Origin of the sequence: Jiella avicenniae, from assembly GCF_021390325.1 — a bacterium.
Lineage (GTDB): Bacteria > Pseudomonadota > Alphaproteobacteria > Rhizobiales > Rhizobiaceae > Jiella > Jiella avicenniae.
The window spans coordinates 1-13,345 of the sequence record NZ_JAJUWU010000024.1; the positions used below are offsets into that span (position 1 = coordinate 1).

The window sequence follows — 13,345 nt, forward strand, 5'->3', positions numbered from 1 at the left end:
ACTGTTCAGGTTGAACGAGCGAAGCGGGAAGGGACCAGGCCATGCCACGATCTCCCGAAGGGCGATCCGGATCCCGTCGGTCTCCTTCCCGCACCCTTCATACACCAAGCCAAACACACAGGATCCCGGCTCCGGGGCCGGGATGACGAGGTTTCGAGGCTGCCACCCATTCTGCTAGGTCGATGAGCCGCGCAATCCGCGGATCGCCGGACTGGTATGAGATGTGGGAATGCAGCAGGGACCGGGGCCCGAGAATGGCGACGCGTCGGGGCTGGCGAGTGCCGCTCGACTTGGACGACCGGCATTCGGCCGCGACGGCGACCCCCTCGGCAAAGCAGCCGTCACGCGGACGCGACCGAAGGCAGGATGCTCGTGCCGCGACGGGTGACGACTGCCGGCTCGAAGGGCCGCACCGTCATCCGCCCGTCCGGCCAGGCGGTCAGGACCGAGGACGGCGGCACGAGGTTCCAGCCGTCGTCGATCTCGTCGAAGGGCTCGGAGGCGATGACCGTGCCGGGCGCCGCAGGGTCGCCGTGGCGGCGCCAGTAGAGCGAGGGCGGCCGGCCGTCGTCGGCCCAGCGATAGGCGCTGAGGCAGCCGCCGTCGGCATGGACGGCGGCAAAGCGGATCGCTCCCGTCTCGTCGGTGCCGCAGGGGCCGCGCTCAATCCCGCGGCGCTCGCCGGCCGGCTCGTCCCTCCATGGCGGCGGGCGGCCGATCGCGGCGTCGCGAATGGCGGCGATGTCGGCAAGCGTCGCCGCGATCGCCCCGGCCGCATCCGTGCCGGGCCGGCTGCGGCGCGACGCGAGGAAGATCGCCTCGGAATCCGTCGAGCCCTGCCTCAGATGATAGAGATCGTCCGGGATCAGCGCCTCGACGGCGCGGCGCATTCGTCCGTAATGGCCGATCTGGCCGTTGTGGGTGAAGATCGCGCGGCCGTCGGTGAAGGGATGGCAGTTCGCCGTCGAGACCTCGCCGCTGGTCGCCGCGCGGACATGGGCCATGAATAGCGGCGAGCGGATCTGCCGGCAGAGCGAGACCAGATTGGCATCCGACCAGGCCGGCACGATCGAGCGGTAGAGGCCGGGTTCGGCCCGCTCGCCGTACCAGCCGACACCGCTGCCGTCGCCATTCACCGCCGTGCGCGCCTGGCGGGCCGCCATCGACTGGGCGATCAGCGAGGCGCGCGGCTCGACGAGCAGCGCGTCGAGGAAGATCGGCGGTCCGGCATAGGCGAGAAGGCGGCACATGGCAGCGGCAAACCGTTGGAGACATCGAGACGCTGAGTGGAAGGCCGGGGCCTTTTTTCGAACTGTCCGCCGCGATCATGTCTCGAAGCTGACCTGACGGTCGGCACACGCCGCTCATGATGGTGCGGAAGACGCCGCGCCGGTCCCCCCGACCGAGGAGGCCGACGCACCTGCCAGTCGCACACGATCGCGATTTTCGATGCCGAGGCCCGACGAAATTCGCGCCCCGGAGCCGGAGCCAGGGTCAATGGCTCCCGGGATCGCGGCCCCTCTCGGCCCGCCCGTCGCCACCGGTCAGGATTTCATCGAGGATCGCCTTCACCTGGCGCCCGGCATCTTCGATGCCGCGCGAGGTATCGACGACATGGTCGGCCCGCCCGCGTTTCTCGGCGTCCGGCGTCTGCTTGGCGAGGATCGCCTGGAACTTCGCCTCGCTCATGCCGGGCCGGGCGAGGACGCGCGCGCGCTGCACCGCGAAGGGGGCGGAGACCACGACGATGCGGTCGCAGCGTTTCTCGGCGCCGGTCTCGAAGAGCAGCGGAATGTCGAGGATCGCGGCCGGTGCGCCGCTTGCCTCCGCGGCTTCTAGGAACTGCCGCTCCGCCTCGCGGACCAGCGGATGGACGATCGCCTCGAGCCGTTTCAGGGCCGCCGGGTCGCCGAGGACGCGGTCGGCCAACAGATCGCGATCGACGACGCCCTCCCGGACGCTGCCGGGAAATGCCGCCTCGATCGCCGGCGCGGCCGCGCCGCGATAGAGCTCGTGCACCGCCGCATCGGCCGAATGGACCGGCAGGCCGGCTTCGGCGAATAGACCGGCGGTGGTCGACTTTCCCATGCCGATCGAGCCGGTGAGGCCGATGACGATCACTGCAGCGCCACCTCTTCCTCGTTGATCACCAGCGCGATCAGCCAATGGCCGGACAGATCGTTGCGCCGGAGGGCATAGCGACAGCGAAACTCCATCTGGACCTCGCCGTCGCCCCGTTCCTGCCGCCATGCCAGCGTGACGAAGGCGGCGTTGCCAGAAGACTGGGCCTCGAGGACCTTGAAGTCGGAATGCGCGATCTCCTCGCTCTCGAAGACGTCGAACAGCGCTTCGACGTTTTCGGCGAGATCGTCGGCATCGGCGAAGACGGTGCCCTTGCCCGATTGCCAGATGGTCACCGGATAGGCGAAGCAGTCGATCACCCTCCGCAGGTCGAAATCGTCGAAGCCCTCGGCATAGGCGCGAAAGAGGCTCTCCACCGCCAGTTTGAAACCCAGCGACTGGCCGGGCGGCGTTTCGTCGGCCATCCTCACATCCCGCTGGAGAGATCGGCGACGAGTCGTTCGCGGAGCGCGGTCGACACGGTGGGCTTCTCGCCGAACCAGCGTTCGAAGCCGGGGACGGCCTGGTGGAGCAGCATGCCGAGCCCGTCGGCGAATCGCAGCCCGCGTGCCTCGGCCGCTCTCAGGATCGGCGTCATCAGCGGCGTATAGACGATGTCGGTCACCATCGCCTCGTCGGGCAAGGCCGACAGATCCGGCAGCTTTTCCGGAAACCAGTCGGGCGTCTCGTCGTCGGGATCCTTCTCCGGGACCGGCACGGTGTTGACCAGAAGATCGGCCCGCGCCAGCAATGTGGCCTGCATCTCCTCCCCATGGCCGGCGACCCGACCGGGAAACGGACGGTCGAAACGGCCGGCGAGGTCCGCGGCATTGGCGACGGTGCGGTTGACGATCTCGACCCGCTTCACTCCGCGCGACAGGAGCGCATGGACCACGGCCCGCGCCGCGCCGCCGGCGCCGAGCACGACCGCCGTCTCGGCCCCCGCCCAGCCGGCGAGCCGCTCGTCGAGATTGGCGGCAAATCCATGGGCGTCGGTGTTGCCGCCGACGAGCCGGCCGTCCTCGAACCACAGCATGTTGACCGCGCCGATCGCCTCGGCCTCACCATCCCGTCGCTCGGCGGCGCGGAAGGCGGCGAGCTTGTGCGGGATCGTCACGTTGCCGCCGACGAAGCTCTTGTCTGCGAGGGTTTCGAAGAACTCGGCGATCTCCTCCGGCGGCACGCCCATGCGGACATAGGAGCCGGGAAGGCCGAGTTCCCTCAGCCAGGTCGCATGGATCAGCGGCGAGCGGGAATGCCAGACCGGCCAGCCGGTGATGAAGGCTTTCGGTCCCTCGACCGTCACCGGACGGTGATTCGGATCGAAGATCGAGCCTTCGCCCCGCGGCCGCTCGGCGCCGCTGACATAGGGCGCCGGCGTCCATTCGCCGCTTTCGTCAGCCATCGATTTCCCCCCTCCTTCTCAGTTCCTTCAAGAGCGGCAGGATCGGCAGGCCGATGATGGTGAAATAGTCGCCATCGATCGCCTCCATCAGCTGCACGCCTTCCCGCTCGATCTGATAGGCACCGACGCTGGTCAAGGCCCGGCCTCCCACCCCGGCGAGATAGCGCCCGACGAAGCCGGGATCGAGGTCGCGCAGGGTGATCCGCGCCACCGCGACGTGCCGCCAGACGACGGTGCCGTTCTCGACCAGCACGACGGCGCTGTTCAGGGTGTGCGTCCGTCCCGACAGCGAGAGAAGCGTGCGACGCGCCTCCTCCATGTTGGCGGGTTTGTGAAACACCCGGTCGTCCAGCGCCAGGGTCTGGTCGGCACCGATGACGATCTCGCCCGGATGGCTCTCCGAAACGTTCGTCGCCTTCGCCTCGGCCAGAACCTGCGCGACGTCTTCGGGCGTCGCGCCGCTGCCGAGAAGCGGCGCCTCGACCGCCCGCTCGTCGAGTTCGGCGGGACGGACGGTGAAGTCGACGCCGGCATTCTTCAACAGTTCGCGGCGATGGACGCTGCCGGAGGCGAGGACGATGCCTTTGGCCATGGATGGGACCTTTTTAATAAAATTTTCATCGATCCGGTGCTTCATAGCGGCATGCCCCCTCCGACCCAAGTGGGGCCGGATTCGATTCGCGCGGCCGACACAAGCTGCGGCGGACGATTCGCCCGGGATTCTCCGCCCCCTGTGGGCAAGGCCGGGGTAACCTCGCATGCCTTTCGAAAGCGAAGCGGGGCCTGTTCATCGAACCGTCGTTTATCCACATTTCGAGGCGCGGCTCCCCCTGTGGACCGGCTCGAGCGAATCTGTGGCGAAACCCGGTCAAGTCCTCGCCGCAAACGAGTCGATCGTTCCGCCTGAACGCACAGCGTGCGTCGTCGGCAAGTGGTTTCGGGCACTGGCAAATCGCCGTTCGTCCCCGATTTTCGTCTTCTGCCGCCGCACGCCGCGGCGAGGCGGTTCGGCCGCGACCGTCCGGTCGGCCCCGAATTGGCGCGAGATGTGAATCCCGGCTATCCACCGAGTCATAGAATCATAAATCTCCTTTCGAAGAGATTCTTGAAGATTTGGGAGAAGGCCGGTGACGGAACGGCGCAAGCTGATGAGGGTACTCGAGGGGGAGACGGTGTTTCCTCCGCCGGTCTGGCTGATGCGTCAGGCGGGCCGCTATCTTCCCGAATATCGGGAAACCCGGGCGAAGGCCGGGGGCTTCCTCGAACTGTGCTACGACCCGGACTTCGCCACGGAGGTGACGCTGCAGCCGATCCGCCGGTTCGGCTTCGACGCGGCGATCCTGTTCTCCGACATCCTCGTCATTCCCGACGCGCTCGACCGCGGGCTGCACTTCGTCGCCGGCGAGGGGCCGAAGCTGACGCCGCTGCGCGAGGACGAGGTGGCGAGCCTCGATCCGAGCCGGGCCGAGACCCATCTCGCGCCGGTGATCGCCACCGTGGCGAGACTGCGCGAAGAGCTGCCGGAAGAGACGACGCTGATCGGTTTCTGCGGCGCGCCCTTCACGGTCGCGACCTACATGATCGCCGGCCACGGCACGCCCGACCAGGCGCCGGCGCGGCTGTTCGGCTATCGCCACCCCGAGGCGATGGAAAAGCTGCTCTACCTCCTCGCCGAGATGAGCGCCGACTATCTGATCCGCCAGCTCACCGCCGGGGCCGACTGCGTCCAGATCTTCGACAGCTGGGCGGGGGTCCTCGACGAGGCCTGTTTCGAAGCTTACGCGATCGGGCCGGTTCGCCGCATGGTCGAGAAGATCCGTGCCGCGAGGCCCGACGCGAAGATCATCGGTTTCGCCAAGGGGGCCGGGGCGTTCCTCTCGACCTACCGCGAAAAGACCGGCGTCGACGCCGTCGGCCTCGACTGGCAGATGCCGATGGACTTCGCCCGCAGCATCCAGACCGGCGGGGCGGTGCAGGGCAATCTCGATCCGCTGCGGCTGATCGCCGGCGGCAGGGCGCTCGACGAGGGCGTCGACCGGATCCTCGAACATCTGGGCGGGGGCTCGCTGATCTTCAATCTCGGCCACGGCATCACCCCCGACGCGCCGATCGAGCACGTCGAGGCGCTGCTGAAGCGGATTCGGGGGTGAATGCCCGGCGAATGCGCTTGGCGGCGAGGATCTTGCCAGGCGAGGGTCCGCCCCCTGCGGCGTCATCCTCGGGACGAGCCCGAGGATGACGCGGTTTCGATGGTTCGGCGAGTTGGAGCCATCGGTGCAGGCGAGAGACATTCCGAGCCGACGCAGCGCTTCAGATGAGGCGGAGACCTTGCGGAGCCGAGGTCGAGATCGAGCTGCAGTGGCGGGCACCGCTTCCCGGCGACGAGCGCCGACCCCCTCTGGAGGTCCGCTGGGGACCTCTCCACCAACAGCTTACCCACAGCCCCGACTGTATGAGCGGGGTTTCGTCGACGGAGTTCCGCAGGCGAATTGACTCGACGGCAGCGTCCGAGTCACCAACGGGGCCGGCGGCGATCGGGGGCGACTCGGCCGGTGCCGAGCCACAGACGACCCGGACCGCCGGCCATCCAAGGAACCGCCCGCAACCCCGATGAAAAACGCGATGATCGCCCTTGCCGTGACCTGCCTCATCGCGGCGCTGATGTTCCTTCTGCTGCCCGATTCGGCCTATCTGTGGGTGAAGTCGGTGCATGTCTTTTCCGTCATCGCCTGGATGGCGGGCATGCTCTATCTGCCGCGGCTGTTCGTCTATCACGCGGGCGCGGAGGTGGGTTCGGTGCAGTCGGAAACCTTCAAGGTGATGGAACGGCGGCTGCTCAAGGGGATCATCAATCCCTCGATGATCGGCACCTGGGTGGCAGGCCTGTGGCTCGCCGTCGCCGGCGGATGGCTGACCGGCGGCGACGTCTGGCTGCACGTGAAGATCCTCCTCGTCCTGGTCATGTCGGGGATCCACGGCATGCTGACGGGCGCGACGCGGCGCTTTGCCGAAGACCGCAACGAGAAGTCCGCGCGCTACTGGCGGGTGCTGAACGAGGTCCCCGCCCTCCTGCTCGTCGGGATCGTCGTCCTGGTGGTGGTGAAGCCGTTCTGAGGCCGCGTCGCCGGGCTCCGGCGACGCCGGTTCGGATCACCCGAGATAGCCTTTGCCCCCGACCGGCAGGAATTCCCCGGCGATCCCGGCCGCCGCCTCTATGAGGCTCGCCGACAGGGGATTGCCGTCGACCTTCAGCGGCGGCGGCGCCTCGCGCCAGCCGGCGCCATGGGCGGCGATGTGGTCCATCGCCCGGTTGGCGTTGGAAAAGGCGTTGGCGCCGCCCTCGCCCTGGGCCCTGGCGAAGATCGCGGCCACCGCGTCGGACAGTCGCGCCGACAGGGCCGCGGCGTCGGCCAGCCGGCCCTCGGCCTTGAGGGCGAGGAGCTGGCGCAGGGGCTCGCCGAGGACGTTGCCGGTCGACAGCAGCCAGCCGTCATAGGGCCCCTCCGGCTTCAACGCTTCGAGATAGCCGCCCTCGGCACCGCGCACGAGCGCGACCTGGCCGAAATCGAGCCGGCTTTCGGCCACCCGGTCCTCGCCGGAGGAATCCTTGAACAGCGGCACCCGCGGTGATCCGGAGAGCCTGGCGAGGGTTTCAGGAGCGATCCGGCAGCCGGTCACCTGCGGCAGCTGATAGACCGCGATCGGCAGCCGGCTCGCGTCGAAGACCGCCTCGTAATGGGCGAGGATCGTCTCCCGGCTGGCATCGGCGTCGACGGGCGGGCAGACGACGGCCGAACTCACCCGCGCCGCCAGGGCGGCATCCGCGTCGAGCCGCCGTTCGAGATGGGTCAGGCGGGCGATCACTGCGTCGGTCGAGGGGCGCAAGGCGCCGAAGATCAGCGAGACGTCGAGGTCGCCGACCGCGTCCGAGGCCGCGAGGTCGATCAGCGCGTCGAAGGTTTCGTCGCTCGCCTCCCAGCCGTCGCCGGTCGAGCCGGCGAGCATGATCTGCCGCACGCTCGGACGGATGGCGCGGATGTGGGCGAGCGTGCGGGCGGGATCGAGGGTGCCCGGGCCACCGGCGGCGTAATGGCTGAGGACCGGCACGAAGAGGGCGTCGGCGAGACGGCTGGCATGGGGCTCGGGGATCATGTCGGCAGGTTCCTTTCGGCTACGGCATCGGCCCGAAAATCGGCCTCGATATTCGGAAAGCACGATGCGTCGATTCAATGGCTTGGAGCGTCCATCGTGCGTCCGATCGGACGCACGGCGCTCCAAGCGCCATCGTGCTTTGCTGCAATGGAACATGGGCGGCAAGAGGCCGCAATCCACCGCCCGCACCGGACAGGGCGATCGCTTGAAGGCAAGTGCCATCGGTGACGCTTCGATCTCCCGCCTTGCGGTGGAGATGGGTGGCAACCCAGAGGGGGGTCTCGCGCCACCCTCCAGCAGTCCGGAGCGAGGTCACCCCCCTCTGCCTGCCGGCATCTACCCCGCAAGGGGGGAGATCAGGCCAACCGCCAGCCCGGGCCCGGCTTCGAGCGATCGCCCCGAGGCACCGGACCTGACGCGGCGGGATCGATGCGCCGGGCGTTCGCGAGACCCCCGCGGTCCGCCCTTCGACCATGGCCGATGTGGCAAGGGCATGATCCCGAACAGTGGGAACCGGTTTTCGGAAAAGATCATGCGGGAACAGGAAGATGGGGCGGGAGGATGGGCGAAGCCCATTTCATCCCGCCAAGTCCCGACACGAAAAAGCCGGACCAAAAGGCCCGGCTCGTTGCGTTCGATGCGTCGCCGAAAGGCGGGCGGGTCAGTTCAGCCGCTTGCGTACCTCGGCGATCGAATTGTCGATGAACAGGCCGCTGGAGCCGCCGGAATTGCGGTCGGCGATGACCTTGGCCGAGGCGGCGACCGCGATGTCGACGGCCGCGGCGCGCACCTCGGCGATGGCGTCGCTCTCGGCCTGGGCGATCTTCGTCTCGGCCATGGCGGTGCGGCGCTGGACGTATTCCTCGTTGCGCTGGCGGGTTTCCTTGAGCATCGCGTCGGCCTCGCGCTTGGCGGCGGCGACGATGTCCTTGGCTTCCTCTTCGGCCTCGCGGCGGCGGCGCTGATATTCGGCGAGCTGCTGCTTGGCCTCTTCCTTCAGTTCGCGCGCTTCCTCGATCTCCTTGCGGATGCGGGCGGCGCGCTCGTCGAGGTTCTTGCCCACCTTCGTCGGGGTCTTCACGTAAAAGACGACGGCGAAGAACAGGATGAGGCCGACGAATGTCCAGAATGTATTGTCCATGTCGTCCCCCTCAGCGTCCGGCGGCCTGGACGGCGCCGGCGATCTCGTCCTGGCTCGCTTCGATATTGGCGACTTCGCGCAGAATGGTGTCGGTGACGTCGCGGGCGATGCCGTCGACCTCGCCGAGCGCCGAGCGCTTGACCTCGCCGATGCGCGCCTGGGCGGCCTCGAGCTTCTCGTCGAGCTCCGCGTCGAGGCGCTTGCGCTCCTTCTCGGCGTCGGCCTTGGCCGATTCGCGCGCCTCGTGACCGATCGAATGGGCGCGATTGCGGGCTTCGGTAAGTTCCTGCTGATAGGCGGCCTGCGCCTCGTCGGCGTCGGAGCGCATCCGCTCGGCCGCTTCGAGATCGAGCGCGATGCGATCACGCCGATTTTCCAGGATTCCGCCGATCCGCGGCATGATCACGGTCTTCAGCAGCCAGTAGAAGATGCCGAAGGTGATCGCCAGCCACAGGAGCTGCGAAGGGAAATATTCCGGATTGAACGGGGGAAAGCCTCCCCCGTGCTCGGCCGTGGAGGTCGTGCCCTCGTGAAGGGGCTCGGCGGCGCCCTCGGCCGTCACCGGCTGGTGTACCGCCGTTTCCCCGTCCTGGGCGTAGGCTTGCGTCACGAACATCGCGGGTCTCCGGCAAGAACGACCGGCGGCTGTTGAGGCCGCCGGTCAGAAAGGTCGGGTCGGCTCTCGTCTCGCCTCAGACGGCGAAGAGCAGGAGCAGCGCGACGAGGAGCGAGAAGATGCCGAGCGCTTCCGTCACCGCGAAGCCGAAGATCAGGCGACCGAACTGGCCGTCGGCGGCCGAGGGGTTGCGCAGGGCGCCGGCGAGATACTGGCCGAAGATCGTGCCGAGGCCGATTCCGGCGCCGCCCATGCCGAGGCAGGCGAGACCGGCACCGATGAACTTTGCTGCATCCGCTTCCATGTGAGTACTCCTTTGAATGGGTTTGCCGAGCGGCGGTGATTTGGGCGCCCAGGCGCCCGGCGGAGAGATGGCCGGGCCGGCCACCCTCGAACGGTGTCGGGGGATCAGTGGCCCGGGTGAATGGCGTCGTTGAGATACATGCAGGTCAGCACCGCGAAGACGTAGGCCTGCAGGGCCGCGACCAGGAATTCCAGCGCCGTCAGGGCGACGACCATCAACAGCGGCAGGATCGAGCCGAGGATGCCGAGCGCGCCGAAGGCGCTGAGCGAGACGATGAAGCCCGCGAAGACCTTCAGCGTGATGTGGCCGGCCAGCATGTTGGCGAAGAGACGAACCGAGAGCGAGACCGGCCGGGACAGGAACGAGACGACCTCGATCAGCACCACCAGCGGCAGCAGGACACCCGGCACGCCTTCGGGAACGAAGAGTTTGAAGAAGTGCAGGCCGTGCTTCATCAGGCCGTAGCCGACGACCACCGCCATCACCAGCATGGCGAGGGCGAAGGTGACGATCAGATGGCTGGTGACCGTGAAGAAATACGGGACCATGCCGAACAGGTTCGCCACCAGGACGAAGGTGAAGATCGAGAAGACGAAGGGAAAGAACCGCATCCCCGCCGTGCCGGCGGCGTCGCGCAGCATGTTGGCGGTGAACTCGTAGGTCAGTTCGGTGATCGACTGGCCGCGCGAGGGAACGAGGCCGCGCCCGCGCGTGGTGTAATAGAGGAACGCGGCGGTGACCGCGACGGTCAGCACCATGAACAGGGCGGAATTCGTAAAGGAGAAATCCCAGTCGCCGATCTTGATCGGCACGATACGATTGATCTGGAACTGGTGAATCGGATCTGTCGGGTCGTGTTCCAAACGGCCTGGTCCTTCGTGGAATGCGTTCGCCCAAATTTGAGACGCTCAGCCCATAGCGTTCCCGAAGGCGCGAAGCAACACCTTATCGCCGAGTTTCACGCCCGTTTCGATCCGCTTTCCTCTTTGCGGGCCGAAGCTTCGTCCGGCTCTGCGGAAGCATCCGGCCGAGGGGGCGGGGCGGGCGAGACCGAGCGCAGCACGTTGCGCACGCCGGCGGCAAATCCGATCATCAGGAAAACCACGAGGCCGAGCGGCATCGTCCCGGCGAGACGGTCGATGCCATAGCCGATGGCGGCCCCGACGACGATGCCGGCGACGAATTCCGAGGCGAGCTTCAGCCCCTCGGCGATGCCCTGGGAGGTGCCGGGGCGGCGCCGCTTTTCGGCCTCGACGTCGCTGCGCGCGCGGTGCGAGGCGAGTTTGGCGTCGAGCGCGGCGCGCCGGGCATCCCAGGCGGCACGATCGGCCGGCGACGGCGCCTCGACCGCCCGCTGCCCGCCGTTCTCCGCCTGCCCGTCTTCCTCAGCCACGATCGTCACTTTCCTCGTCGGTCCGCGGCCCGTCGCCGCGCTCGGTCGGCCCGATGCCGCGTCTTGCACGTCAGCACTCGCAGGAGCGCCGCGGCGATGCAAGCCGTTCCTACTTCGAGGATTCCTCCGAAACGCCGCCCATCGAGCGGCTCTTCAAGAGGCTGGCGACCGTGGTGATCGCCAGAATGGCGACGATCACGCCGAGGGACAGCGGCGTCGAGATGTGCGGCAGGCCCTCGACCGCCTGGCCGCCATTGATGAAGGACAGGTCGTTCTCCTCCAGCGCATGGAAGATCAGCTTGACGCCGATGAAGCCGAGGACGAGGGCGAGCCCGAGGCCGAGATAGACCAGCCGGTCGAGCAGCCCGCCGAGCAGGAAGTAGAGCTGCAGCAGGCCGAGCAGGGCGAAGGCGTTGGCGGTGAAGACGATGTAGGGCGCGTCGGTGAGGCCGTAGATCGCCGGGATCGAGTCGAGGGCGAAGAGGATGTCGGTCATCCCGAGCGCGATGATGACGATGATCATCGGCGTATAGAACAGCTTGCCGTCGAGCCGCACGGTAAGAGCATTGCCGTGATAGTCCGAGGTGATCGGCAGGTGGCCCTGCACCCATTTCACCACCGCGTTCGGCTCGTATTCCTCGTCCGTCGACTTGTGCCCGACGAGACTTTCCTTGGCGAGCTTCCAGGCGGTCCACAGGAGGAACAGGCCGAAGATGTAGAACACCCAGGCGAAGCGCTCGATCGCCGCGGCGCCGATGCCGATGAAGATGCCGCGCATGATCAAAGCGAGCACGATGCCGATGAGCAGCGCCTTCTGCTGGTCCTCCCCCGGCACGCGGAACGACTTCATGATGATGACGAAGACGAAGAGATTGTCGACCGACAGGCTCTTCTCGGTGATGAAGCCGGCGAAGAATTCGACGCCGTGGACGTGGTCCCAGAACCAGAAGACGCCGCCGCCGAAGATGCAGGCGATGGCGACGTAGAAGACCGACCAGAAGGTCGCTTCCTTGAAGCTCGGCTCGTGGGCCTTCCTGACATGGGTGACGAAATCGAAGACGAAGAGGGCCGCAATGCCGCCGATGGTGGCGAGCCACACCCAAACCGGCACCGCGCCGGATCCGCCGCTTGCGGCGCCAACGTCCATCGCTTCCACTCAACTCTCCCAATTCTGACGCCGGAGCCATTTCGTCGCCCGTAGATGTGAAGGGCGCCGACGAATTGAAAGCCCCGGCAGCCGGTCCGGCGAAACGAGCGGTGTCGCATTGTCGTGTGGTCGGTGGAGAAAGGTCGCGCAGAGCCGCCGACGACCGGCGTCAGCTTTCGCGTTCCGCGCCGGCCGGCAGCGCCGCCGCCGGCGCGGCGAGCGCCGGCCGGTCGTCCGCGTCGTCCTTCAGCCTCGTCCCGGACAGGCCGAGTTCGGCCGCGCGGAGAACGAGGCCGGCGAGCTTTTCCCCGGCGATCTGCGGCGACAGGCCGCCCGGCCGGATGTTGGAGACGCAGTTGCGATCGGCGTCGGACCGGCCGGTCTTCGGGCCGAAGGTGAGATAGGCGCCGAGGCTGTTCGCCGCCGAAAGACCGGGCCGCTCGCCGATCAGCATCAGCGCGATCTTCGCGCCGAGGGCTTCGCCGATGGGATCCGACAGCGCCACCCGGGCGCCGGTCGCGACGACGACGGGGGCGAGGGTCCACTCCTTCGGCAGCGCCGAAAGGAGGCCGCCCGCGACCTCGGCGCCATGGGCGTTCACCGCCGTCGCCGACAGGCCGTCGCCGACGACGACGACGAGATCGAAGCGTGGGCCCGCCGCCGCCCGAAGCTTCTCCCGCGACGCCTCCGCCAGCCGCCGGCCGAGATCGGGGCGCCTCAGATAGGTGGCACGGTCCTGTGCCCGGCTCTCGACCGCAAGGGTTTCGAAACCGGCATCCGCCAGCGTCCTTGCGATCGCCTCGGCCCGAAATTCCGAATGCACGGCGTCGCGGGCCTTGGCGTGGGCCTCGGCGAAATCGAGACGGGCCGCCGTCGGCAGGCCCGCCCCGCGCCGGCCGAGGCCGATGCGCGCCTCGGTGAATTTGCTGAGGCGTTTCAGCGGGTGGTCGCTGCGCTCGACCGGGGCGAAGGACGGGTCACGTGGCTCGTCGACGGACATTCCGGTGCTTCCCATTCATGGTCGCATGAGGCTCAGGCGAGCGGCGAGCCGGACAGGGCTTCGACA

The 13,345-nt window shown here is 67.8% G+C and carries 15 protein-coding genes; 2 read left to right on the forward strand and 13 right to left on the reverse strand.

Translation table 11 applies throughout. The annotated features are described in order from the left end of the window. Window positions 1-341 precede the first annotated feature (341 nt). The 5 genes from LZD57_RS20405 to LZD57_RS20425 form a co-directional block, all read right to left on the reverse strand. A complete protein-coding gene (locus LZD57_RS20405) occupies window positions 342-1,250 on the reverse strand; it encodes a class II glutamine amidotransferase (protein WP_233721429.1) in 909 nt (302 codons plus the stop codon). 244 nt (window positions 1,251-1,494) lie between these two features. Further along, a complete protein-coding gene (gene coaE, locus LZD57_RS20410) occupies window positions 1,495-2,121 on the reverse strand; it encodes a dephospho-CoA kinase (protein ID WP_233721430.1) in 627 nt (208 codons plus the stop codon). Beyond that, complete coding sequence (locus tag LZD57_RS20415) at window positions 2,118-2,546, reverse strand: nuclear transport factor 2 family protein (RefSeq protein WP_233721431.1); 429 nt, start codon at window positions 2,544-2,546, stop codon at window positions 2,118-2,120. Before LZD57_RS20415 ends, coaE begins: the two co-directional genes overlap by 4 nt. A gap of 2 nt (window positions 2,547-2,548) precedes the next feature. After that, the gene (locus LZD57_RS20420) at window positions 2,549-3,526 is read right to left on the reverse strand and encodes a shikimate dehydrogenase (protein WP_233721432.1); all 978 of its coding nucleotides are present in this window, start codon (window positions 3,524-3,526) and stop codon (window positions 2,549-2,551) included. Beyond that, window positions 3,519-4,118: a Maf-like protein gene (locus LZD57_RS20425; RefSeq protein WP_233721433.1), complete on the reverse strand. Its 600-nt coding sequence runs from the start codon at window positions 4,116-4,118 to the stop codon at window positions 3,519-3,521. Before LZD57_RS20425 ends, LZD57_RS20420 begins: the two co-directional genes overlap by 8 nt. A 535-nt stretch (window positions 4,119-4,653) precedes the next feature. Between LZD57_RS20425 and hemE the strand changes: the two genes are divergently transcribed. Together hemE and hemJ are read left to right on the forward strand one after the other, a co-directional pair. After that, complete coding sequence (gene hemE / locus LZD57_RS20430) at window positions 4,654-5,676, forward strand: uroporphyrinogen decarboxylase (RefSeq protein WP_338034726.1); 1,023 nt, start codon at window positions 4,654-4,656, stop codon at window positions 5,674-5,676. A 472-nt stretch (window positions 5,677-6,148) separates the two neighbouring features. After that, entirely contained in the window at window positions 6,149-6,640 is a 492-nt protein-coding gene (gene hemJ, locus LZD57_RS20435) for a protoporphyrinogen oxidase HemJ (protein WP_233721434.1), read from the forward strand. 36 nt (window positions 6,641-6,676) lie between these two features. Here the strand turns inward: hemJ and LZD57_RS20440 are convergent, their stop codons facing one another. From LZD57_RS20440 to eutC, 8 genes are all read right to left on the reverse strand, one after another. After that, window positions 6,677-7,678, reverse strand: coding sequence for a dihydrodipicolinate synthase family protein (locus LZD57_RS20440; protein WP_233721435.1), 1,002 nt, complete (start codon window positions 7,676-7,678; stop codon window positions 6,677-6,679). Window positions 7,679-8,339: 661 nt separating this feature from the next. Beyond that, window positions 8,340-8,819: a F0F1 ATP synthase subunit B gene (locus LZD57_RS20445; protein WP_233721436.1), complete on the reverse strand. Its 480-nt coding sequence runs from the start codon at window positions 8,817-8,819 to the stop codon at window positions 8,340-8,342. Between the two features lie 10 nt (window positions 8,820-8,829). Then, entirely contained in the window at window positions 8,830-9,435 is a 606-nt protein-coding gene (locus LZD57_RS20450; RefSeq protein WP_233721437.1) for a F0F1 ATP synthase subunit B, read from the reverse strand. Between the two features lie 76 nt (window positions 9,436-9,511). After that, window positions 9,512-9,739: a F0F1 ATP synthase subunit C gene (locus LZD57_RS20455; RefSeq protein ID WP_209595740.1), complete on the reverse strand. Its 228-nt coding sequence runs from the start codon at window positions 9,737-9,739 to the stop codon at window positions 9,512-9,514. Between the two features lie 104 nt (window positions 9,740-9,843). Next, window positions 9,844-10,602 carry a F0F1 ATP synthase subunit A gene (locus LZD57_RS20460; RefSeq protein ID WP_233721438.1) on the reverse strand — a complete coding sequence of 253 codons (759 nt, stop codon included), beginning with the start codon at window positions 10,600-10,602 and terminating at the stop codon, window positions 9,844-9,846. Between the two features lie 95 nt (window positions 10,603-10,697). After that, window positions 10,698-11,132: an AtpZ/AtpI family protein gene (locus LZD57_RS20465; protein ID WP_233721439.1), complete on the reverse strand. Its 435-nt coding sequence runs from the start codon at window positions 11,130-11,132 to the stop codon at window positions 10,698-10,700. Between the two features lie 109 nt (window positions 11,133-11,241). After that, entirely contained in the window at window positions 11,242-12,243 is a 1,002-nt protein-coding gene (locus LZD57_RS20470) for a TerC/Alx family metal homeostasis membrane protein (RefSeq protein WP_233721440.1), read from the reverse strand. 205 nt (window positions 12,244-12,448) lie between these two features. Further along, window positions 12,449-13,279: an ethanolamine ammonia-lyase subunit EutC gene (gene eutC, locus LZD57_RS20475; protein WP_233721441.1), complete on the reverse strand. Its 831-nt coding sequence runs from the start codon at window positions 13,277-13,279 to the stop codon at window positions 12,449-12,451. Window positions 13,280-13,345 lie beyond the last annotated feature (66 nt).